Source organism: Polaromonas sp. CG_23.6 (assembly GCF_029892315.1).
In the GTDB taxonomy this organism is placed as follows: domain Bacteria; phylum Pseudomonadota; class Gammaproteobacteria; order Burkholderiales; family Burkholderiaceae_C; genus Polaromonas.
Window position 1 is genome coordinate 1,188,560 of sequence record NZ_JARXUY010000001.1, and the last position, 22,642, is coordinate 1,211,201.

Below are 22,642 nucleotides of genomic sequence, written 5' to 3' on the forward strand. Positions count from 1 at the left end.
CACGAGGAAACCACCATGGCCACTTCAGCCGCCGCCAGAAAGACACCAACGGCCAGCACCAAGGCAACACCGGTCCGCGCGCCTGCCAAAGCCAAACGGCAAAAGGACGCATGCGACCTGCTCGATGCAGACCACAAGGCCGTCAAGGCGCTGTTCAAGGACTATGAAAGCCTGACCGAAAGCCGCAGCCGGTCTACCAGCAAAAAGCGCCAGCTGGCGGACCAGATCTGCAAGGAACTGACGGTTCACGCCACCATCGAGGAAGAAATTTTCTACCCGGCGGTGCGCAAGGCCATCAAGGACAACGACCTGATGAACGAAGCCACGGTGGAGCATGCCAGCGCCAAAGACCTGATCGCGCAGATCAAGGGCATGGAGGCATCCGATGACCTGTTCGATGCCAAGGTGACGGTCCTCGGCGAATACATCGATCACCACGTCAAGGAAGAGCGCACCGAGATGTTCACCAAGGCGCGCGCCAGCAAGCTGGACCTTGTGGGCCTGGCGGCGCAACTCAGGCAGCGCAAGGACGAACTGATGGCGCAGGAAGAACACAAAGTTGTCAAGCCGGTGGCCGAACTGGCTGCCGCCTATTGATCCCGTTGTCACCCTGACTCCGCCTTGACCCTGTTTTTTAACCACCCTGAAAGAAAAAAATGAGCATTCTCTGGACCATCATCATTGGCTTGGTTGTCGGCATCGTTGCCAAATTCCTGATGCCAGGCCGCGACCCGGGAGGCTTTGTCATCACCGCCATCATTGGCATCGTCGGCTCCGTGATCGCGACGTACCTGGGCCAGGCACTCGGGTTCTACCGGCCCGGCGAATCCGCCGGATTCATTGCTGCGGTCCTGGGCTCGATCATCCTGCTGTTCCTGTACCGCATGGTGACTGGCAGAAAAGCCTGAGCTTTGCGCATTTGCCTGAACTGCCCAGCGCGCTTCAGGCACAGGCCTTGAATTGAGTGGCGTGGTGGGCAGGCGACAATAGTGAAAATTTTCCTTTGGCTTTGTCATGAACCTGCCTGTTTCCACATCCCGTGCCCACACTTCTGCCCTGGTCCTGTTTTCAGGCGGGCAGGATTCCACCACGTGCCTGGCACAGGCCCTCAGTAAATACCAGCGCGTCGAGACCATTGCTTTCGACTATGGGCAGCGGCACCGGGTTGAGCTTGACGCACGGCTCAACGTGCTGCGTGAAATTAAAAACCAGTTTCCGGCATGGGCTGACAAGCTCGGTGAAGACCATCTGCTCGACCTGGCGGTGCTGGGCCAGGTCAGTGACTGCTCGCTGACGCGTGACGTCGCCTTCAAGATGGAAAGCTCGGGTTTGCCCAATACCTTCGTGCCGGGACGCAATCTGCTGTTCCTCACGCTGGCAGCGGCACTGGCGTACCGTCGCGACCTGCAGGTGCTGGTCACCGGCGTGTGCGAAACCGATTTTTCGGGCTACCCCGACTGCCGCGACGACACCATGAAGGCCATGCAACTCGCGCTGTCGCTGGGCATGGACAAGCGTTTTTTGATCGAAACCCCGCTGATGTGGATCGACAAGGCCGACACCTGGGCGCTGGCGCATTCGCTTGGCGAGCAAACCGGCCTGTCCGGTGGCGGCCAGGCGCTGGTGGACCTTATCATCGAGCATACCCATACGTGCTACCTCGGCGACCGCACGCACCGGCATGCGTGGGGCTACGGCTGTGGCGAGTGTCCGGCGTGCGAGTTGCGTGAAAACGGCTATGAGCGGTTTGAGTTGCAGGGTGCCGTGTAAAAAAGCGCAGGGTTTGCCCTTCAAGACAGCAGGGGCCGCAGGCGCAGGGGGCAATATCAAGCCCGTGCCAGTTCCTCGACCACGCAGCGCGTCACCACCGGCGGCCCGTCGCCAATGTGAAACGCCAGCTTGCGTTCGCGCAGTGCCACGTCGCTGGCGGTGACGCGGTCAAAACGCCGCAGGTGTTCGGTCCAGGATTCGTCAACAATTTGCTCTACAAAGCGCCCCGGCTGGTTCACGTCCCGCAGCAAATTCCATTCCAATGCCCCTTGGCGCAGTCGGCTGCGGCGGCTCATCCGCATGATCTTGTGAAAATCATCTGCCCGTGTCGGCTCGATCAGGTATTCGATCGTCACCACCATACGTCCGGTGCCGGGTGGCGCATGGACTACAGGCGTCTTGAAATCGTGCGAGGGCGTCAGGTCTTCCTCAATGCTCAGGTCGCGCACCCAGTACTGCGCCAGCAGCATGCTGACGGTACCGCTCACGGCGGCCACCAGCAGCGCGGTGGGCACATCGGTCACGGTCGCCACCTGGCCCCACAGCGCCGCGCCCAATGCGCTGGCACCCATGATGGCCATTTGGTACATCGACATGCCGCGTGCCCGCACCCAGTCGGGCAGCGCCAGTTGCGCCGATACGCTGAGGGCGTTGGCACAGGTGATCCAGGCCATGCCGTTGAGCAGCATGGCTGGCACGGCGACCCAGGCATTGGGCGCCAGCGCCATGGCGGCGGTGGACACCGACTGCAGCATGACCGAGCGCAGCACCAGCGTGTCGCGCGTCATCATCTGGCGCAGGCGGGGCAGGAACAGCGCGGCTGCGATGGCGCCTGAGCCCATGGACGCCAGCAGCAGCGTGAAGGTGCCCGCATCCCCGCCGTGCAAACCGCGCGCCACCAGCGGCAGCAGCGCCAGCAAGGCCGTCGAATGGAGGAAAAACAGCGCCACCCGCAGCAGCACCGCGCGCAGCCGGGTGGACTGGCTGACAAACTGCAGTCCGACGCGCATGGCGCTGACCAGGCGCTCGCGGCCCAGCGGGCTGGGCACATGCTCGCGGCGCCAGCGCATGATGACAAAGCCCGAAATGATGGACAGCACGGCATTCAGCACGAACACATATTCGGTGCCGGCGCTGGCAATCAGCGCACCGGCCACCAGCGGCCCGACGATACGCGACGCGTTCATCGAAATGCCGTTCAGCGCCAGCGCTGCCGGCAGCTGGCTGCGTGGCACCAGCTCGGGCACGATGGCCGAAAACACCGGCCAGCGCATTGCCAGGCCAATGCCGTTGGCAAAGGTCAGCGCCAGCAGCAGCGCCGGCGTCATGACGCCTGAAATGACGGCAATGCAGAGCAGCGTGGCCACGCCGGCGACCCAGAACTGCGTCATGATGAAATAGCGCCGCCGGTCCAGGATGTCGGCCAGCGCGCCACTGGGCAGGCCGAGCAAAAACACCGGCAGTGTCGAGGCCGACTGCACCAGCGCCACCCACAGCGGCGTGCTGGTCATCGAGGTCATCATCCAGGCGGCCGCCACGTCGTTCATCCACATGCAGATGTTGGCCGTCAGCCAGACGGTCCAGAGCATGCGGAACGCCGGCCGCTTGATGGGCCCCCAGGGCGAAAGGGAAGGGGCTTCGACAGGCAACGAGGGGGAAATGGCTTCTTCAGACATGGCCTGTCATTTTCAGGCTTTAGCGGTCACCGCGTCGTGAGGGGTTTCACGCACCTGGTACAAGGCAGGTGCGCCTTCGGGCAGTTTGTGCAGTTCCCACAACTTGCCATGAAACGCCGCCACGGTAGGGCGATGGGCAATCGACACCAGGCTGCCGTGGGCCGATTTGACGCTGGCCAGCAGCTTGCCATAAAGGGTTTTTTCGGCGGTTTCGTCGAGCGCGCTGGTGGCCTCGTCGGCAAACACCCAGCGCGGCTTTTTCAGCAGCACCCGGGCAATCGCCAGCCGCTGCTGCTCGCCGCCCGACAGCTTCTGGCTCCAGGCGTCCTTGTCGTCGAGCCGGCCGGTCAGTTGCGGCAGCAGCGCGTCAATCAGCGCCTGCTTGAGGGCGGCGTCGTCGTACTGCGCGGCGGACTGCGGATAGGCCAGCGCATTGCGCAGGCTGCCATCGGGAAAGTAGGGGCGCTGCGGAATGAACATGGCGTCCGCCGGCAGCTGCGTCTGCCCGGTGGCAAATGGCCAGATGCCCGCCAGCGCGCGGAACAGCGTTGATTTGCCGCTGCCCGACGGGCCTTTGAGCAAGATGCTTTCGCCCGGCCCTGCCTGCAGCGACACGCCGCTGAGCAGCGTCACGCCGGTCGGCAGCTTGAGCGACAGGTCGTTGACGGCCAGCGTGTCCGCCACCAGAGGCCTGGCATTGTTTGCTGCTGAATTGCTGGCCGCCTGCGCCTGTCCCTGTTGCGCGACAGCCTTTATATTGTCTTCAAAACTGGTCAGCCGGTCGGTGGTGGCGCGCCAGGCTGCCAGGCTGCTGTAGTTGTCAACCAGCCAGCTCAGCGAATCCTGCACGCGGCCAAAGGCCGACGAAATCTGGATCAGCTCGCCGAGCTGGATGGCGCCGCTGAAAAAGCGCGGCGCCGCCACGATGAACGGAAACACCACCGCCGCCTGGCCGAAGAAGTTGGTGAACCAGACCAGGTTCTTTTGCTTTTTGATCAGCTTGAGGTAGTTGGACAGCACGGCGGCAAAGCGCGTGTCGAGCTGCGCGCGTTCCACCGCTTCACCCTTGTCCAGCGCAATCGATTCGCTGTATTCGCGCACCCGCACCATGTGGTGCCGAAAATCGGCTTCGACCTGCTGCTGCTGGAAATTGAGCTTGATCTGCGGCCGGCCGATGTAGTGCGTGATCACGCTGCCGACAACGCAGTACAGCACCGCCATCCACACCATGAAGCCCGGAATCGAGTAGCTGGCGCCGTTGAAATTGAAGGCAAATGCGCCCGACAGCGTCCACAAAATGCCGACAAAACTCACCAGCGTGACCACCGCGTTCAGCAGCCCCATGCTCAGCGAAATGCTGTAGGTGGTGAACAGGTTTATGTCTTCCTGAATCCGCTGGTCCGGGTTGTCCGGCGTGCCCGCGCTGGCATGGCCTTCACCGGTAAAACGCGCCAGTTCCATCTTGTAGAACGCATGGTCGCTCAGCCAGCGCTGCAAATAGTGCGCGGTCATCCAGGCGCGCCAGCGCACTTCGAGCAACTGCGTCAGGTAGAAGCGGTAGACAGCGATGATGATGAAGGCAAACGCCAGGTAGGTAAAGCGCGCCAGTTGTGCCCAGAACACCGCCGCATCCTTGTTCTGCAGTGCGTCGTAGAACACCCGGTTCCACTCGTTGAGCAGTACCAGCATGTAGACCGCGCCGAGATTGAGCAGCACGATGGCCGCCAGCAGCCCACGCGCCTTCCATTTGTCTTCGGAACGGAAGTAGGGCGCAGACAGCGCCCAGACGCGGCGGGTGAAATGCCTGAAGTCGCGAAATTTCTGGGCAATGCGGGAAAGCAGGTTCATTCAGCGCTCTCTGGAAAAAATTACATCGGTGGATTCGACACGCCGCTGACCACATGGCCAGCCGGCACATGCAGGGCGGCCGAGTGGACATGGCCGGTCTGGTCGTCAAAGAAAAAATCGGGCTCGAACTCGCGCAAAAATTCGCCCTTGGCCAGACCGCCCAGGAACATCGCTTCATCGACCTCGATGTTCCAGTCCATCAGCGTGCGGATGGCGCGCTCATGCGCCGGCGCGCTGCGCGCCGTGACCAGCGCGGTGCGGATGCTCATGCGCGAAGTGCCGGCCTGCTGCAGCCGCTGCAAGGCCTCTAACAGCGGCTTGAACGGGCCGGCGAGCAGCGGCTGCGCGGCCTTGTCGCGTTCATGCGCCTGAAAGGCGCTCAGGCCCTGCGCCTGGAACACCAGTTCGGCCTCGTCCGAAAAGAGCACCGCATCGCCGTCAAAGGCGATGCGCACCTGGTTGGGATGCGCGTCGCTGGCCCGGGCCGATTGCGGATAGACCTGCGCCGCCGGCACACCCGCCTGCAGGGCGGCGCGCACGTCGCTGAGATGCGTGGACAAAAACAGGTTGGCATGCAGCGGCTTGAGGTAACGCCACGGTGGCGCGCCGCGGTTGAAGGTGCCGCGCTGGATGTTCAGGCCGTAGTGCTGCGCCGAGCGAAACACCCGCATGCCCGACACCGGGTCGTTGCGCGACAGCACCACCACTTCGACGCGCTGGCGCGCCGCGCCGGGGCTTGCACTTTCCCCGATGCTTTCCGGTGCATCGTTGAAGGCCAGCAGCTTCTGGACCAGCGAAAACGCCACGCCCGGCTTGGCCGGCACGTCGAGCCGCTCCAGCTGCAGCTTCATGTAGGCCGCGTCTTTCTTCACGCCCGGCGGCATGCCCGGGTCATGGCGTGGATCACCGCCTGGGTCAAGGCCGGTTTCAAACACCTGGTTTTCTTCCTCGAAATCAAACAGCGCGCGCGAGGAAATCGCCACCACGAGCTGGCCCTCAAGACTTGCCGACATGGGTTTGCCCTTCTTTGAATTGCCGTTGGCGTGTCTGGCGCAACGCCGCCGCAGGGCAGCGCGCCAGGCCAGACCCGCCGGTTGACTAGCCGCCATTGTCCATTCTTTGGCGCGTCCGACGGAACAGGGCCTAATGGCTGCGGACAAACAACAGTTTTCAAGCCAAATCAGCCTTTTGCACAGGCGAGGGCGTGCGCAAGCTGCTCACTTTTCTGGAGCAACTAGGTGGTGGTGGTGGTGGGCACGCCCGCGTGAAACCACGCCGGGCGTTTCGCGGGGCGGGCTGCGCCGGCGCCTGACCCTTCGTACCCTCGCGGGCCGAATGCCAGGCGTGGCATTACATCTGCAAGGCGGCGCGGGCAATCTGCTGGGGCGTGCCGAGGGCTGGCATCATCATCCAGCGGTCCAGCGCCTCGTTGCCGATCCGCACCATGCCGGTGTGGTTGGCCAGGTCGCTGTCGAGGGCTGGGTTTTTATTGAAAAATCCCAGCTTGCGCCGCAAGGTCTCCATCTCCCGGGGCTGCCCGGTCAGAAACGTCCAGCCGGGCTTGATGCCGAACCGCCTGACGTAGTCGCGCAAGGCATCGGGTGTATCGAACTCGGGCTGCAGCGTCATCGAGACCATGAAGATGTCCTTGCCCATGCGGCTTCCCAGCGCTTCCTGCACCTGCAGCAAGTTGGCGGTGTTCCCCGGACAAATGCCGGTGCACACCGAATACATCATGTTGAATATCACCGTGCGGCCCCGCACCAGATCATCGTAAAAGCGCAGTTCCCGGCCTTCATGGGTGGTCACCCGTGAATTGGGAAAGTAGCCGGCGCGCGGCCCCGCCGGCACCGCATGGGCCGGCCCGCTGGCGGCCAGCCCCAGGGCCAGCCCCGGGGCGAGCGCCATGGCGGCGCCCATCTGCTTGAGCCAGTCACGCTTGCCGCCTGGCTCGTTTGACATAACCGGGCGGTGGGCTGATTCGTTGGAGTTCATGCTGGTGTCTCCCGGGTTATTCGACGATGTCATAGCGGATCATCATGGCGTGGTCTTCATGGATGGTGTTGTGGCAGTGCATCATGTATTTGCCGGTGAAGTCACGGAACCGGATGAACACCCGCACCACCTCGCCAGGCGCCAGCACATAGACATCCTTGCGGCCTCGCTCATGTGGCGGCGGCTGCCGGCCGTTGCGCGTCAGGATGCGGCCTTCCTCGAAATGAATATGCACCGGGTGGTGCCAGCTGCCCTTGCCTTCGAGTACCCAGATTTCGGCGGTTCCCATTTTTGGCTTTACCGTGGCTTTTTCCGCGTCGTAAATCTGGCCGTTCACCGTCCAGACCTCGTTCGTTTTGTCAAACTCGAACCGCCGGGTCTTGACCACCTGCTTGAGGTCGATGTCGGGCAAGGCGCGCAGCAGCGCCGGCACCTGGCTGACATCGGGCAGCGCTGGCGCATTGCCAATGTCAAAGCGCAAAATCTGCGTGCCCCTTTTGGTCAGCAGGCCACTGGCGTTGCGCGTGTTGACACTCTCCCCATCCGGGCCTTTGCCGTCAGTATGAACCAGGCGGTTGACCAGAAACAGCGAGGTGCCGGTGTCGTACTTGGAAAAGTCGATCACGATGTCCGCCCGCTCCGCCGGGGCCAGAGGCACCTTGCTCATGGTCAGCGGCGACGGCAGCAAATTGCCGTCGCTGGCAATGAAGCTAAAGCTCTGCACCACATGGTCCGGCGTGGTCAGGTAGAACTCATAAAAACGCGAGGGGCCGCCGTCGAGCAGCCGGAACCGGTACTTGCGACGTTCCACCTTGAAAAAGGGCTGGATCTTGCCATTGACGCAGAACTTGTTGCCCAGGATCCCATCGTTTTCGAACTGGTCCAGAAACAGGTAGCCGCTGGAGTCAAACTGCTTGTCCTGAAACACCAGCGGAATGTCGTACTTGCCCACGCCGCTGGGCAGGCGCAAGGCCTTCGGGTTGGGGTCACGCTCGTCGCCCGAATCGATGTCATCGAACAGCAGGTACATGCCCGTCATGCCCTTGTAGACGTTCGGGGTGGTGAACCCGTCGCGGTGGTCGTGGTACCAAAGCGTGCCCAGCGCTTCGCGCGGATCGCCGTTGGTGGCACCGAAATGGTCATAGCCGGCATAAAAGTGGGGATAGTGGTGGTCCTTGTAGTTGCCGGCGGCTGTCAGGGTGGGGCCGTAATTGGCGGCGCTGTAGTAGTCGCCGGCAAAACCATCGCTTTCTGAGGCGCAGTGCAGGTTGTGCAGGTGGGTGCTGATTTCGGGTGAGCCAAAGCCCACGCTGTTGCGCGGCAGGTTGTTGTAGATGCGCACGATGATGGGCTCGCCATAGCGGGCCACAAAGGTGGGGCCGGGGTAAATGCCGTCGTAGCCCCAGATTTTCTGGGTTGGCAGGTTGGGGTGAAACGAGTGCCACCCTTCGCGCACATCGAGCGTGTAGGACTTTTGCGGCGGCCAGTTGTCCCGCCGCTGGTGGTCTGGCCGGCCGCATTCGCCGTCGGCGACACTTGCCGCCTGCGTTGAGGCCGGCGTCAATCTGGCGACGGGCAGCTTGGCGGTGTACACCGGTAACTCCACCATGAAGGCGGGCGTTGCCGGGCCGGGGGGCAAATTACCGGCCTGCGCCGGCGGGGCGATTTTCGAGCTCGTCACTAATCCGGCCGCAGCGGTGGCCGCCCCGACCTGTAGCGAGCGCCGCCGGCTCATCTTCAGCGGACTGGCGCGTTCTGGCAATGGCATCACATCTCTCCTATGAGTGACGGCTGCTGGTTCAGGAACACCCTGACAAGGCAGCAAGGGTCTGCGGGCGCTGGCTCCAGTTTGCATGGGTTGTGAGAGGGGAAAAATGCTTGCTACTGTTACAGTTGCCCGAGCCAGACAGCAGTTTGGACAGAAGTTTCGCCGTCGGCAATCACTTAAAAAATATAAAAAAGTCAGTTGCCAAGGCTTCTGAACTGGCGATTTTTATGCTGGTTTACCCGCAATTTTCGAAGCAGCAAACAGCGCTTTCCGCTTGTGGAAACGAAAATCGTAAAAATTAAATTCAGTTGCATTGAAGTGATATTCGACATGCGACGCATGCGCTGTTGCCGCATTGCAGGGGCTTGCATATACGCCCGTTTTGTTGGTTACAAATGCGACACCTCGGGCCGGAAAATGCTTGGGGCGGTGCGGCGGCAGGGGTCTTTTCAGCCGCCCTGGTCGTTAACGCCGGCGGGTTCCGGCCGGTCGTTCCGGGCCAGTGCCAGCCTGCGCCACTGGCCGAATCCCAGAGCGGCCCGGGGCCATTGGTCGGCCCGGCTGATGCACCGGATGCCGTGCTCCAGCAGGCTGACAGCACGCAGCACGCCGGCATGGGTGATCCACAGCGTGCCGGCGCCCGCTGCCCTGTCCGCGCCGGCAGCAGGCGCCGCCGCGGATGCTTCGTCCCACAGCTCGGCCACCCGCTGCATGAAAACCTGCACCGACTCGCCGTCGCCAGGCCGGTGCAGGGCAAAGTCCGCTACCCAGGCGTCAAGCGCGGCCGCGCCAATGTCGTTCCAGGCGCGGCCTTCCCACTGGCCAAAATCCATTTCCTGCAGCCGGGCATCGGTTTTATAAGACAAATCAGGCCTTAGCGCATACAGGGCGTGCGCAAGCTGCTCACATCTTTGTAGCGGTGAACTGATGACGCGGCTACTGGCGGGAAGCCATTGCGCCAGCGCTTGGGCGCATTCAGCGGTGGCCCCGGCATCCGCCGCCACGTCCAGCCGGCCGTAGCAGATGCCGGCATCCACCAGCGGCTGGGCATGGCGCACCAGCCAAAGGTCCATCCGTGCCGGTTCGTCGCCGGCATGACGCAGGGAATGGGTGGCGGGCGGCGTTTCCAATGCGTTCAAAGGCTGATCGCCAGGCCCAGGTAAAACGCGATTTCACACACCTGCTGCACGGTGCCCAGGCAGTCGCCGGTGAAGCCCTGCAGCCGCCGCCTGAAAAAGCGCAGCAGCCCCAGCAGCGCCAGCACTGACAAGCCGCAGGCAATTGCAAGATTGATAGCATCAAATAAAGGACTGGCCAGCGCAAGAGCCCCAAAACACCATAAAAAAGCAACTGCCAGCCCCCCTGCCGAGATCTGGTCGGCCAGCGGCTTGGATTTGGACGTGGCGCTGTCGCCCACATGCGGCAGCAGACGGATCATGATCAGCGGCAGGGTCCGCGACACCACATGGCCCAGCCACAGCGCGGCGCACACATACCAGCCGCTGAAAACCGGGGCGTCCCCGGCATCGGCAATCACCTCGACCGAGCCGAGCAGCGCCAGCAGCGCCACCTTGCACAGCAGCGCCAGCACCAGCGCCATGGCGCCGAATGCGCCGACGCGCGAATCCTTCATGATTTCCAGCGCGCGGTCGCGGTCATAGCTGCCGCCCAGGCCATCGGCCACATCGGCCAGGCCGTCTTCATGAAAGCCGCCCGTGAGCCAGACCGTGGCGACCGTCGACAGCGCTGCCGCCACCAGCGGCGTGAAGGGGGTGTCGGGCAGAAGCAGCAGCAGCAGCGCAAAGACGCTAGCTGCCGCGCCGCCAATCAGCACGCCGATGCCCGGAAAGTGCGCGGCGCTGGCGCGCAGCATGGCGGGGCTGTAGCCCACCCAGTCGGCCAGCCGGCCGGTGACCGGGATGCGGGTGAAAAACTGGAGGGCCAGCAGGAAGTGGCGAATGAACCGGACCATTGGCGCCCTTATTTTTCGCTCACGCCGGCCGACTCGAAACTCGCCATTTCATTGAGGAAGTTTGCTGCCGACTGCACCAGCGGCCAGGCCAGCAGCGCGCCCGTGCCTTCGCCAAGGCGCAGGTCGAGTTCGAGCAGCGGCTTGGCGTCCAGACAGGCCAGCAGCAAGCGATGGCCGGTTTCAGCGGAGCGGTGGCAAAACACCAGGTAGTCGCGCACAGCAGGCGCCATGGCTTGCGCCAGCAGCGCCGACGCGCCGGCAATGAAGCCATCGACCAGCACCACCCGGCGTTCGCTGGCCGCCTGCAGCATGGCGCCGGTCATCATGGCGATTTCAAAACCGCCCAGCGCCGCCAGCTCGCCGACGGCATCGAATGGCTCGGTCGCCGGGTGTCGCACCAAAGCGCGCGCCAGCACTGACTGCTTGTGCAGCAGTTGCGCGTCGTCCAGACCCGTGCCGCGTCCGGTAGCGTCTTCGATACGGGTGCCTGTGAGACGCGTCAGCAGCAGCGCGGCGGGCGAGGTGTTGGCAATGCCCATTTCGCCAAAGGCGACGACGTTGCCGGGCAGGGCCTGCATGACGTCCCTGCCCGCCGCTAGCGCTGCCTGCGCTTGAAGCCGCGACATGGCGGGTTCATGGCACAGGTTTTTCGTGCCCATGGCGATTTTTCGCGGCTGGAGTTGCGGATGCGCCGGCAACTCGGCGGCCACGCCAGCATCGACCACCTGCAGCGCAAAGCCATGCTGGCGGGCAAACACATTGATCGCCGCGCCGCCAGCCAGCATGTTGCCCACCATCTGCACGGTCACCGCTTGCGGATAGGCCGAAACGCCTTCGGCGGCAATCCCGTGGTCGGCCGCAAACACCACCATCTGCGGCTGTTGGAGCACCGGCGATTCGCTGCGCTGGATCAGGCCCAGCTGCAGCGCCAGGGTTTCCAGCGCCCCGAGCGCGCCCAGCGGCTTGGTCTTGTGGTCGATCTTGTGCCGCAGCCGGGCTTGCAGTGAAGCGTCGGCGGTGGATTCAATCGCAGGGATTTGGAAGCGCATTTTTTCGTTCATCGGTGATCTGTTTCAGGCAGGCAGGACAAAAGCAGGAGGCTGCGCTGCTGTCCGGCAGCGCGTATTCAGACAAGACAGGGGGAACCGGCATCACATGGGGCAGCTGCACGCACCAGCATTCGGCATCGCCGGCCACCATGCCGCAGCGCAGGCCCGCACCACAACGCGCACAGACCGAGGTGTTTGATTTCAGTTCGGGCAATACCATATTGCCAAGGCTCAGCTTTTCAGGAACAGCTGGTACACCGGGTTGTCGGTTTCTTCCACATGCGGGTAGCCCAGCGTGTCCAGAAACTCCTGGAACGCGCCGTTGTCGGCCTGCGGCACCTGCAGGCCGACCAGGATGCGGCCATAGTCGGCGCCCTGGTTGCGGTAGTGGAACAGCGAGATGTTCCAGCCGGGCCGCATCAGGCTCAGGAACTTCATCAGCGCGCCTGGCCGTTCGGGAAAGATGAAACGCAGCAGGCGCTCGTCTTTCGACAACGCGCTGTGCCCGCCGACCATGTGGCGGATGTGTTCCTTGGCCAGTTCGTCATGCGTGAGGTCCAGCGCCTTGAAACCGTGGCGCGTGAAATTGGCCGCAATTTTTGTGCTTTCGCCTTTGTTCGAGGTGGTCAGTCCGACAAAGACATGCGCCATGGCGTTGTCGCTGATGCGGTAATTGAACTCGGTCACGCTGCGCGGCCCGCCGGGCGACTTGTCGATCAGCGCACAAAAACGCCGAAAGCTGCCGCGCTCCTCGGGAATCGTCACGGCAAACAATGCTTCGCGCTCTTCGCCGACTTCGGCGCGCTCGGCAACAAAGCGCAGGCGGTCGAAGTTCATGTTGGCGCCGCACAAAATCGCCGCGTAGGTTTCGCCCTTGGTCTTGTTTTTGGCAACGTACTGCTTGATCGCGGCAACGGCCAGCGCACCGGCTGGCTCGACGATGCTGCGGGTGTCGACAAACACGTCCTTGATGGCGGCGCAGACCGCATCGGTGTCCACGGTCATGAATTCATCGACCAGTTCGCGGCTGATGCGAAAGGTTTCCTCGCCCACCAGCTTGACTGCCGTGCCGTCCGAAAACAGGCCCACGTCGGGCAGCGTGACGCGTTTTTTTGCCGCCACCGACTGCATCATGGCGTCGGAGTCGTTCATCTGCACGCCGATGACCTTGATTTCGGGCCGCACGGCCTTGATGTAGTTGGACACGCCAGAAATCAGCCCGCCGCCGCCAATCGCCACAAACACCGCGTCCAGCCGGCGCGAGCCCAGGGTTTGCAATTGGCGCAGGATCTCCATGGCAATGGTTCCCTGGCCGGCAATCACGTCCGGGTCGTCGAAGGGATGAACAAAGGTCAGACCCTGCTCTTTTTGCAGCGCGACCGCGTGCGTATAGGCGTCGGAATAGCTGTCGCCGTGCAACACCACTTCGCCACCCCAGCCCCTGACCGCGTCAATCTTGAGCTGCGGCGTGGTCGTCGGCATGACGACCACGGCGCGGCTGCCGAGTTTTTGCGCGCTCATCGCCACGCCCTGCGCATGGTTACCGGCCGAGGCGCAAATCACGCCTTTTTTGAGCTGAGCCGGCGTCAGGTGCGCCATCTTGTTGTAGGCACCGCGCAGCTTGAAGCTGAACACCGGCTGCTGGTCTTCACGCTTGAGCAGCACGGTGTTGTTCAGGCGCAGGCTCAGGCTTTTGGCCGGCTCCAGCGCCGACTCGACCGCCACGTCATAAACCCGTGCCGTCAGGATTTTTTTCAGGTAGTCGGCCGGCTTGAGCGTCTTGGCCGCAGGCGTGGGGACTGTTTTGGCGACGGCTTTGGGGCGCGATGGAGCAGCTGCTGAAGACGCAGCGCCAGAGAGGGGTTTTTTGGCAGAGGGCATGTTTTTTTTCTCGCGGCAGAACCTGAGGATCATAGGCGCACGAAAAAAAGGCCCAGACCATGCGGTCTGGGCCTGTAAATCCACCCTTTGAGGAGGTGGAGGAGACAACCAGTGCAAAAATACAGCGTCTTCGAAGACTGTGTACTGATGCGATGTGTCCAGTATATCGGAGTCAATGGTGCACTGCACAATGCATGTGTTGCAAAAGTCTCAAAATTACAGGGTTTAAGGGGTTTTACCTACAAGGCACCACTCCGGCCGCCATCGCGCTGAATGCAGCTAGGCTTGGCAACATCAAATATCTTCGACAAGGAATGGCAGTTATGGAATGCACAGTCAGCTGGACCGGCAGCAATGCGGTCAATGGATCCAAATCGGGAATGACCTTCCTGGCCGAAACCGGCAGCGGCCACACGCTGGTCATGGACGGCGCGCCCGATGCCGCCAAGCCTGAAAACGGCGGCGCCAACCTGGCGCCCCGGCCGATGGAAACAGTGCTCGCCGGCGCTGGCGGCTGCACGGCGTACGACGTGGTCCTGATCCTCAAGCGTGGCCGCCACGATGTGCGGGGCTGCACGGTCAGGCTCAGCACCGAACGGGCATCCGTGGACCCCAAGGTCTTCACCAAAATTCACATGCATTTTGTCGTGACCGGCAGCAAGCTGAGCGACAGCGTCGTTGAGCGCGCGATTGCCATGAGCCATGACAAGTACTGCTCGGCCACCATCATGCTGGCCAAGACGGCAGACATCACCACCAGTTTCGAGCTTCACGAGGCCTGAGTAGGCCAGAGTCTTAAATCCGGTGCGCCACCGTCGTCATCACCTTGGCAGCAGAACGCATCATCAGCCGGACCGGTGCGGGCAACTGCACGCCGCCCGCTTCTTGTGCCACCCTGGCATGGTGCGCTTCGTCGTCCTTCATCTGCGCCACAATGGCGCGCGATTCGTGGTCGCCCTGCGGCAGATGCTCCAAGTGACTGGCCAGGTGAGCCTCGACCTGGCGCTCGGTTTCCACCACAAAGCCCAGGCTCACCCGGTCGCCCAGGCGGCTTGCCACCAGGCCCAGTCCGAAGGCGCCTGCGTACCATAAGGGGTTGAGCAGGGAGGGGCGGGCACCCAGTTCGTCCAGCCGCTCCTTGGTCCATGCCAGGTGGTCGCCTTCCTCGCGGATGGCATCCAGGAAATGCCTGCGCAGCGCCGGATCGCGTGTTCCCAGCGCCTGCGCCGCATACAGCGCCTGCGCGCAGACCTCGCCCACATGGTTGACGCGCATCAGTGCGCCCGACACGGCTTTGTCCTCGGCGCTCAAGTCGGTCGTCTGGGCCGCTACCGTGGGGCAGGTTCGGCTGGCATGCGGTTTGGCAAACAAGGTGCGCAGTGCGCCGTCTGCAGCATTCAGGGCAAGGTCAAGGGCGGTGGTCATGGCAGCTTTCATCGGTGCGTACTGGGTACGGAACAAGTGGCAAGCCTGCAAGACCTGTCGAATCAATCGGAACAAGCAGGCCGTTGCCGGATCAGTGGTGTTGCCGCCATGTTAGCGCCCGCGCGCCAGCCTGCACAGAATTGAAAAAGCCCCCAAAAAGGGGGCTTCAAGCCAACCATCTCCGGCGTCAGTGCCGGAGCGCTCTTTAGAACGTGTGGCGAATACCAAAAGCCACGTTGGTCGAATCAGTTCCAGCCGATGCCGTCACGCCACCCAGAAAGCCATTGCCGCCCGGAGCAACCTGGCCCTGGCCTTTGTTGTTGAAGCGCGTCAACACGGCGTTCAGGTTGGTGCGTTTGGACAGGGCATAGGTATAGGTTACGCCGTAGGAGTCGGTGTCGGCATTGACGGGGCGTTTGTCGTCAAGCCGGTTGAACGCCGTGACGATGGTATGGGGGCCAGTGTTGAACTTATAGCCAATGTGCATCAGACGTGCATCCTGCCGAAAGGCGACGTTGTAAGCGTTCCGGAATTGCGTACGAATCGCCAGGGGAACACCGGCAAATAATGGCGATAGGCCGGTAGGATTGTCATCTTTGATGGTGGCGTACTGCGCATACAAAGTGCCGGGGCCAACAACCACATTGGCGCCAAACACATCATTGTGCAGAGACTTCTGGCCCAGCTCATTTTTCTTCTCGTTATGACCATAGCCTACAGAAAAGCCAGCCCCGGTATAAATGGCCATGGCGCCAAGAAAACGACCGTCGGAACTGCTGCCACCAGGCACTTCGCCCGCGCCATACATCAAAGTCGCGGTAATGCCGTTTGTCTTGATCCCGTATTGGAAGGTGTTGGGCAGCCGGATGTCAAACGCCGCAGGCAGGCTGGCGACTTGACCCGCGGCAAGGCTTGATTGTGTCTGCGAGGCGTCGAATGCAGCGCTCACCAAATAGCCTGGTGTGTATTGACGGCCAAGCGTGAATGCACCGAACGGGGTGATCAGTCCTGCAAACGCCTGGCGATCAAAGATGTTTCCGGCAATGTTTACACCGAAAGCACTGTTGGCCAGGCCTGTGGTGAGCTGGTTGGCCAGGGATGCCACCGTGACGCCCGGTGCCAGTGGAGCAGCGCCTGGCAAGCCTTGGGCCGCCAGACTACCCAAAACGGCCGTATTCACCCGGTCCGGCACCTGGCTGCCCGAAGCAGGCCGATTGGTAAAGGAGCCGGTATCCGCCTCAAACCGGCTTTCAAGCGTGAAAATGGCTTTGTAACCGCCGCCAATGTCTTCAGTGCCGCGCATTCCCCAGCGCGAACCCTCCATGATGCCGCTGGCCAGGCCGTTGAAAGACCCACTCTTCAGGCCGCTGACGTGGTTATAGCCCGCATCTACCAGACCGTAAAGAGTGACCGTGCTTTGGGCCATGGCACCGGTTGCAGACAAAAGCCCCATCACGGCAGTTGCAACGAAAGTGAGTTTTTTCATGAAGTCTCCAGAGTTTTTATTCGATAAGAGAAAGAAGGTTTTCGATGCGCCGCCACTGAGCCGGTGTTTTCGACAGAGCAAGATTAAGGGCTTAGCAAAATCACGTAAAGAGCGTAATCACGCAGGCGTATCACTTCAGAGACAGGGGAAAACCCTGTACTTTCAACCACCTACAGTTGTATGTACGAACCCAGTAAGCCTGCACTTTACGGGTTGTTGTTTCTTACGATAGCAGCAACATTTTCGTTGCACTGAACGTTTTTGCTAAGTCGTGTGATTGCAAAAAATTTTTACCGTCAGAAATTAGATTTTCTACAAGCGTTGTAATAAAGAGACTCAAGCTTCAGCGAATGCAGGATTTTTGAATTGTTGATAGGTCAAGGCAGCATGCAAATCCAAAAGTCCACCTGAATTTTTGGCAGCTTTACTTGATACGCCACTTAAAAATCGAGTTGTAAAAAATTGGTTCAACGCTTTGCACTTTTTTTGTGCTCTTGCTGTGCAGCATGGATCTGAATGCCCTGAAGTTGGGCGTTTCCTTTTAGCCTCAAAAAGAAAATTTCCTTGCACAGCGCGATCGTCGCCTGTCGCCAACAGATTGGGCATAAATATTGCTATATTTGTTAAACACTTGCCTTGAATGTAACAATTTGGTCAAATCTTATAAGGGTTAACCAGAAATTCCTCGCGCAATGTTTTGGCCCCAGTGTTTTTGACTTTCATCTTTTGGAGTTTTTGAATGAAGAAGAATTTGATTGCTTTGGCAGTTCTCGCTGTATCCGGTGTTGCATCAGCTCAATCCAGTGTGACCCTCTACGGTCTGGTCGATGCTTATGTCGGAAATCAAAAGATTAACGGCTTGAGCCAGACCGGCGTCAATCTCGCCAGTCCGGCTGGTGGTTCGGGTGGTGCGCTGAATACCAGCCGTTTTGGCTTGAAGGGCTCAGAAGACATCGGTGGCGGCATGAAAGCCAACTTTGTGCTGGAAGCTGGCTTCGACCCAAGCACGGGCGTTGCCAACAGCTATACAAATCCCTACACCGGAGTCAATTCCTCTGCAATTTTTGGACGTCAATCATGGGTCGGCCTGTCAGGTGGTTTCGGCGAAGTTCGCCTTGGCAAAATGTGGACACCATTCGACGAAGTCAAAGGTTCTGGTGCAGCGGCATTTGATGCCAACATTTTTGCGCCTGCTGCTAATGTTTGGGCCAGCAACAACTACAACGACCGTCCAGGCAATTCGGTTTATTACGCAACGCCGAGTTTCAGCGGTTTCACCGCTGCAGGCATGTACAGCTTGGGTGAAAACAAGACCTTGACAGTTTCTGCTGGCAAGATCGCTGCGGTGAATGTTGCTTATGCTGGCGGCCCGATTGCTGCTGCAGTGTCGTATCAGACTGAAAAAGCCAACGGTTCCACTGTTTCCACCAAATTCACACAGGTGAACGCATCGTATGATTTTGGCGTTGTCAAACTGCTGGGTGCGTTGGGTCGCGTCAAGGACGGTGCAAACCCATACGGCCTGGCTGTTGCCAAATCGACCGAGTACCAACTTGGCCTTGATTTTCCCGTCAACAGCGTCGTAACGCTGTCTGGTGGCTACGCACATTCCAAAGACACACAATTGGCTGCTGGCCCAGACATCACCCGCAAAGGCTTTGGCGTGGCTGGTTTGTACGCACTGTCCAAACGCACCAATCTTTACGTTGGTGCGCAAGACTCGAAGCAAACGGCTTATGCAGCCACTGCTGAAAACAAGATTCGCATCTACGCTGTTGGCGTTCGTCACGTCTTCTGATCGGTTCCTGGCCTGACGCCTGGCCGTCGAGCTTTTACAAGCCGCTTTGGGGAGACCTGAAGCGGCTTTTTGTTTTTCTTTTTCCCATGATTTAAATTTTTTAAATTGAAAGCATTCGAGCGCCAGCGCATCAGCGTTGTTTTCTCTCCACGCAACGACCCCGTTTGTCGCCTCTATGCAACATAAAAGCGTTTTTGTGGCGCATTTCTTTGCGGATCAAGGTTCATTCTGGTGCAATAGACCCAACTTCCCGAAAGGGGGTTGGCCCGGGTCTCTGGGGGAGCTGCAAATGCGAAAGTATTGGGCAGTCCTCTTACCGGAGCCCTATGTTTAACCTTGGAGAAATTCTCAATGAAAAAATCACTCATCGCTTTGGCAGTATTGGCAGCATCCGGCGCCGCAATGGCCCAATCTTCGGTAACCCTGTACGGCATCGCTGACGCTTTCGTCGGCAGCTCCAAGACCGAAGTCGGCAACGCTCCAAGCCAGCGCCAAACCACCCTCAGCACCTCCGGTGTCAATGGTTCGCGTTGGGGCCTGAAGGGTTCTGAAGACCTCGGCGGCGGCATGAAAGCCATCTTCACGCTGGAAAGCGGCTTCAACCTCGACACCGGCGCGCAAAAGACCCCCGGCAGCATTTTTGACCGTCAAGCCTATGTTGGCCTGCAAAGCGGCTTTGGTACCGTGTCCGTAGGCCGTCAGTACTCTGCGTACGACAACCTGCACGGTGCAACCAACCACAACTACGATGCATTCACCTTCAATGCAGCTACCGGTGCTGGTGGTGTTGCTGCCAACGGCATGGCCGATTACACCAGCCGTGTGAGCAACTCAGTTGCCTACGCTTCGCCAAGCTTTAGCGGCTTCAGCGGTGCAGTGGTTTACGGCTTCGGCGAAAACAAGAACACCGCTGCCAACGTGAACGGCGACGCTACCGACAACGCCAGCTTGCACATCAAGTACGCCAACGGTCCTATCCTGGTTGGATACGCATACCAGCAAGAGAAACTTGCTGCCGTTGGTGGCGTTCAGGACAAGAACAAGTACAACCTGGTTGGCGGTTCTTACGACTTCGGCATGGCCAAAGTGACTGGTAGCTACAACACTGCCAAGAACAACATCTTCAAGGACAAAGAAGGTCAAGTCGGCGTGTCGGTTCCCTTCGGCGCTGCTGCAGTTTCCGTCGGTTATGTTCGCTCCAAGAGCGAAGGCCTGGGCGTTGAGCGCACTGGCAAGGGCTACTCCATCCTGGGTACCTACGCAGTGTCCAAGCGCACCGGTCTGTACGCTGGTGCACAGAACACCAAGGCTTTTGTCCTGAACTCAGCTGCTGAAACCGAAACCACGACCTACGGTCTGGGTGTTCGCCACTCGTTCTAATTTTTCAGCTAGCGCAAGCTAGCGGTTAAAGCAGAAAATAAAACCCCACTGTGGCGACACAGTGGGGTTTTTTCATGGATGGCCTGCCGCCAGACACTGATTTTTCCAGCGATCGTCACGGCTGTTTGTGTTTGTGTTGTTCGCTGGTTTCTGTTTTCGTACTGTGGTTTGTACGCAAACACCGTTAGCCTGGGCGACCTGATGTTTACGCCATCAAAGTTTCGCCATAGTATTTACCACTTGCTGACACCAGGATTCCACAGACATGCGCACTCCAGCTCTTCTTGAAAAACCCCTGTCGCCGCTGTCAGAGGGTATGGGGGATACGGTCGCTCTTGAACGACCACGACCTTTGCAGGTCAACGGCAGGGCCTTTGCCCAAATTGCCCGCTTTCATCCCGAACTGACCGCCTTTCGCCGGGACCTGCATGCGCATCCTGAACTGGGTTTTGAAGAGATTTACACGGCCAGCCGCGTGACCCAGGCGCTCAAGCTGTGCGGCGTGGACGAAGTGCACAGCTGCATCGGAAAAACCGGTGTTGTCGCAGTTATCAAGGGCCGCCAAGCCGGCCGTCCCCCCCGCGCCATGCATCCCGACTTCAGGCCGATGACCGGTTTGCGCGCCGACATGGATGCGCTGCCCATGACCGAGCGCAATGAGTTCGGCTGGAAATCAGCCAAGCCCGGCCTGATGCATGGTTGCGGCCATGACGGCCACACCACCATGCTGGTCGGTGCTGCGCGTTACCTGGCTGAAACGCGTAATTTTGCAGGCGACGCCGTGCTGATTTTTCAACCGGCCGAAGAAGGGCGCGGCGGCGCAGAGGCGATGATCAACGACGGATTGTTCGAGCGTTTTCCGGTTCAGTCGATTTACGCCATGCACAACTGGCCGGCCATGCGGCCCGGCACCATCGGCATCAATTCGGGTCCCATGATGGCAGCGGCCGACCGCATCACCATCGAGATCACCGGCAAGGGCGGCCATGGCGCCCATGCCTACCTGACCGTCGATCCGATCCTGGTGGCGGCGCATATCATCACGGCCGTTCAAAGCATCGTGTCACGCAACGTCAAGGCCATGGACAACGTCGTGATCAGTCTGTGCGCCATGCGAGCCGGTGACATGGCGGCGATGAGCGTGGTGCCCGGCCACGCCACGCTGGTCGGCACGGTTCGCACCTTCAAGCCCGAGATGCAGGATGTGGTCGAGCAGCGGCTGAAGCAGCTGTGCGCTGCAGTGGCCGACGGCTTTGGCGCCACGGCGACGGTGAACTACGAACGCATCTATCCTGCCACCATCAACTCGCCGGGTGAATACCGTCTGGCGACACTGGTGGCCGAGCAACTGGTAGGGGCCGAAAACGTGGTGAGCAACCTGGAGCCCAGCATGGGGTCGGAAGATTTCTCCTTCATGCTCAAGGAAAAGCCAGGGGCCTATTTGCGGCTGGGCCAGGGTGAGCAGCTTTCCGATGGCAAAGGCAGCGTTGTCGGCGGCGTCGGCAGCCACTTCTTGCACAACAGCTGCTACGACTTCAACGACAGCGTCCTGCCTTTGGGCGCAGCGCTGTTTGCCGGCATTGTGGAGCGCTCAATGCCGTTGGCGTGAATTTGAACATTGTTGAGCAATTGCTATTTAAATAATAGCTATAAATGCCCGCCCATATTGCGCAAAGGCAGTATTTAGCATAAAAAATTCTGGCTATTCACGGGACAGTCCGATCTTGATGTCCATACCGGCCGCCGCATCAGGTGTAGCGTTTGTTGCGCAAATTGTTTTTCATTTCCTTGAGCAACGGCTGCAGCTTGGGGCCGATGCGCAGCGCCACGCAGGTTGCCAAGATGTCGATGATCATCAAGTGCAGCAGGCGCGACACCATCGGGCTGTAGCGGTCGTAGCCTTCGGGATGATCGGCGGCCAGGTGGATGTGTCCGGCAGCGGCCAGCGGCGACGCAGTGGCGGTGATGACGATGGTGGTGGCGCCGTTCTTGCGCGCAATGTCGCAGGCGTCCATCAGGTCGCGGGTGCGGCCTGAATTTGAAATCACCACCACGCAGTCGCCCGGCCCGAGCAGCGACGCGCTCATCACCTGCATGTGGCCGTCGCTGTAGGCAATGCTCTGGACGCCGAGCCTGAAAAACTTGTGCTGCGCGTCCTGCGCCACGATGCCGGAGTTGCCCGCACCAAAAAATTCGATGCGCTTGCCGGTGTGATATGCGCCCAGCAGCGCAAGCACGGCTTTTTCAATGGCCACCGGGCTGGCGTCGTTGCGGTATTTCAGGAAGGCCGCCACGGTGTTGTCGATCACCTTGACCATCACGTCGCCGGTCTTGTCGTCCACATCGACGCTGCGGTGAATGAAGGGCACGCCTTCGCTGACGCTGCCAGCCAGCTTGAGCTTGAAGTCGAGCAGTCCGTCGTAGCCGACGCTGCGGCAAAAGCGCACCACCGTCGGTTTGCTGACATGCGAGCGGCTGGCCAGCTCGGTGATGGGCAGGCTGGCAAAGGCGCGCGGATCGGCCAGCACCAGGCGCGCCACGCGTTGTTCTGCCGGGGCCAGCGAGGGCAGGGACGCCTTGATTCGGTCGAGCAT

General features: G+C 60.5%; 21 protein-coding genes. 7 read left to right on the top strand and 14 right to left on the bottom strand.

Going from position 1 to position 22,642, the window contains the following annotated elements; all coding sequences use genetic code 11:
• Positions 1 to 15 precede the first annotated feature (15 nt).
• The 3 genes from H4V98_RS05580 to queC all read left to right on the top strand — a co-directional run bounded on the left by H4V98_RS05580 (position 16) and on the right by queC (position 1,770).
• Positions 16 to 597 carry a hemerythrin domain-containing protein gene (locus tag H4V98_RS05580; protein WP_196862958.1) on the top strand — a complete coding sequence of 194 codons (582 nt, stop codon included), beginning with the start codon at positions 16 to 18 and terminating at the stop codon, positions 595 to 597.
• 59 nt (positions 598 to 656) lie between these two features.
• Positions 657 to 908, top strand: coding sequence for a GlsB/YeaQ/YmgE family stress response membrane protein (locus H4V98_RS05585; protein ID WP_196862959.1), 252 nt, complete (start codon positions 657 to 659; stop codon positions 906 to 908).
• Between the two features lie 106 nt (positions 909 to 1,014).
• Positions 1,015 to 1,770, top strand: coding sequence for a 7-cyano-7-deazaguanine synthase QueC (gene queC, locus H4V98_RS05590; protein ID WP_196862960.1), 756 nt, complete (start codon positions 1,015 to 1,017; stop codon positions 1,768 to 1,770).
• Positions 1,771 to 1,826: 56 nt separating this feature from the next.
• On the opposite strand, the gene H4V98_RS05595 is transcribed toward queC, so the two are convergent.
• From H4V98_RS05595 to ilvA, 10 genes are all read right to left on the bottom strand, one after another.
• Entirely contained in the window at positions 1,827 to 3,446 is a 1,620-nt protein-coding gene (locus tag H4V98_RS05595) for an MFS transporter (RefSeq protein ID WP_196862961.1), read from the bottom strand.
• A gap of 12 nt (positions 3,447 to 3,458) precedes the next feature.
• A complete protein-coding gene (locus H4V98_RS05600; protein WP_196862962.1) occupies positions 3,459 to 5,294 on the bottom strand; it encodes an ABC transporter ATP-binding protein/permease in 1,836 nt (611 codons plus the stop codon).
• 20 nt (positions 5,295 to 5,314) lie between these two features.
• The gene (locus H4V98_RS05605) at positions 5,315 to 6,307 is read right to left on the bottom strand and encodes a 5'-nucleotidase (protein ID WP_196862963.1); all 993 of its coding nucleotides are present in this window, start codon (positions 6,305 to 6,307) and stop codon (positions 5,315 to 5,317) included.
• A 337-nt stretch (positions 6,308 to 6,644) separates the two neighbouring features.
• On the bottom strand, positions 6,645 to 7,289 hold the full coding sequence (locus tag H4V98_RS05610; protein ID WP_231374673.1) for an SCO family protein: 645 nt from the start codon (positions 7,287 to 7,289) through the stop codon (positions 6,645 to 6,647).
• 16 nt (positions 7,290 to 7,305) lie between these two features.
• Positions 7,306 to 9,057, bottom strand: coding sequence for a multicopper oxidase domain-containing protein (locus H4V98_RS05615; protein ID WP_231374674.1), 1,752 nt, complete (start codon positions 9,055 to 9,057; stop codon positions 7,306 to 7,308).
• 449 nt (positions 9,058 to 9,506) lie between these two features.
• Positions 9,507 to 10,196, bottom strand: a complete 690-nt coding sequence (locus H4V98_RS05620; protein WP_348535218.1) for a histidine phosphatase family protein — start codon at positions 10,194 to 10,196, stop codon at positions 9,507 to 9,509.
• Entirely contained in the window at positions 10,193 to 11,029 is an 837-nt protein-coding gene (locus tag H4V98_RS05625) for an adenosylcobinamide-GDP ribazoletransferase (protein WP_196862964.1), read from the bottom strand. Before H4V98_RS05625 ends, H4V98_RS05620 begins: the two co-directional genes overlap by 4 nt.
• Positions 11,030 to 11,037: 8 nt before the next feature.
• Positions 11,038 to 12,078: a nicotinate-nucleotide--dimethylbenzimidazole phosphoribosyltransferase gene (cobT, locus tag H4V98_RS05630; RefSeq protein ID WP_231374675.1), complete on the bottom strand. Its 1,041-nt coding sequence runs from the start codon at positions 12,076 to 12,078 to the stop codon at positions 11,038 to 11,040.
• Complete coding sequence (locus H4V98_RS05635) at positions 12,053 to 12,298, bottom strand: cysteine-rich CWC family protein (protein ID WP_196862966.1); 246 nt, start codon at positions 12,296 to 12,298, stop codon at positions 12,053 to 12,055. The genes cobT and H4V98_RS05635 overlap by 26 nt, the downstream gene beginning before the upstream one ends.
• Positions 12,299 to 12,309: 11 nt before the next feature.
• Positions 12,310 to 13,959, bottom strand: coding sequence for a threonine ammonia-lyase, biosynthetic (gene ilvA / locus H4V98_RS05640; RefSeq protein ID WP_196862967.1), 1,650 nt, complete (start codon positions 13,957 to 13,959; stop codon positions 12,310 to 12,312).
• Positions 13,960 to 14,282: 323 nt separating this feature from the next.
• On the opposite strand from ilvA, the gene H4V98_RS05645 reads away from it, so the two are divergent.
• Positions 14,283 to 14,741 (top strand): OsmC family protein, encoded by a 459-nt coding sequence (locus tag H4V98_RS05645; RefSeq protein ID WP_196862968.1) that lies wholly within the window; start codon positions 14,283 to 14,285, stop codon positions 14,739 to 14,741.
• 13 nt (positions 14,742 to 14,754) lie between these two features.
• Here H4V98_RS05645 and coq7 read toward each other — a convergent pair whose 3' ends face one another.
• The 3 genes from coq7 to H4V98_RS05660 form a co-directional block, all read right to left on the bottom strand.
• Positions 14,755 to 15,384 (bottom strand): 2-polyprenyl-3-methyl-6-methoxy-1,4-benzoquinone monooxygenase, encoded by a 630-nt coding sequence (gene coq7 / locus H4V98_RS05650; RefSeq protein WP_196862969.1) that lies wholly within the window; start codon positions 15,382 to 15,384, stop codon positions 14,755 to 14,757.
• Positions 15,385 to 15,589: 205 nt separating this feature from the next.
• Complete coding sequence (locus tag H4V98_RS05655) at positions 15,590 to 16,870, bottom strand: porin (protein ID WP_196862970.1); 1,281 nt, start codon at positions 16,868 to 16,870, stop codon at positions 15,590 to 15,592.
• A 336-nt stretch (positions 16,871 to 17,206) separates the two neighbouring features.
• On the bottom strand, positions 17,207 to 17,476 hold the full coding sequence (locus tag H4V98_RS05660) for a hypothetical protein (protein WP_196862971.1): 270 nt from the start codon (positions 17,474 to 17,476) through the stop codon (positions 17,207 to 17,209).
• Between the two features lie 133 nt (positions 17,477 to 17,609).
• Between H4V98_RS05660 and H4V98_RS05665 the strand changes: the two genes are divergently transcribed.
• From H4V98_RS05665 to H4V98_RS05675, 3 genes are all read left to right on the top strand, one after another.
• Positions 17,610 to 18,668, top strand: coding sequence for a porin (locus tag H4V98_RS05665; protein ID WP_196862972.1), 1,059 nt, complete (start codon positions 17,610 to 17,612; stop codon positions 18,666 to 18,668).
• 351 nt (positions 18,669 to 19,019) lie between these two features.
• A complete protein-coding gene (locus H4V98_RS05670) occupies positions 19,020 to 20,048 on the top strand; it encodes a porin (RefSeq protein ID WP_196862973.1) in 1,029 nt (342 codons plus the stop codon).
• A 316-nt stretch (positions 20,049 to 20,364) separates the two neighbouring features.
• Positions 20,365 to 21,657 (top strand): M20 aminoacylase family protein, encoded by a 1,293-nt coding sequence (locus tag H4V98_RS05675; RefSeq protein WP_231374685.1) that lies wholly within the window; start codon positions 20,365 to 20,367, stop codon positions 21,655 to 21,657.
• Between the two features lie 139 nt (positions 21,658 to 21,796).
• Here the strand turns inward: H4V98_RS05675 and H4V98_RS05680 are convergent, their stop codons facing one another.
• Positions 21,797 to 22,642 (bottom strand): SIS domain-containing protein, encoded by an 846-nt coding sequence (locus H4V98_RS05680; RefSeq protein WP_196862975.1) that lies wholly within the window; start codon positions 22,640 to 22,642, stop codon positions 21,797 to 21,799.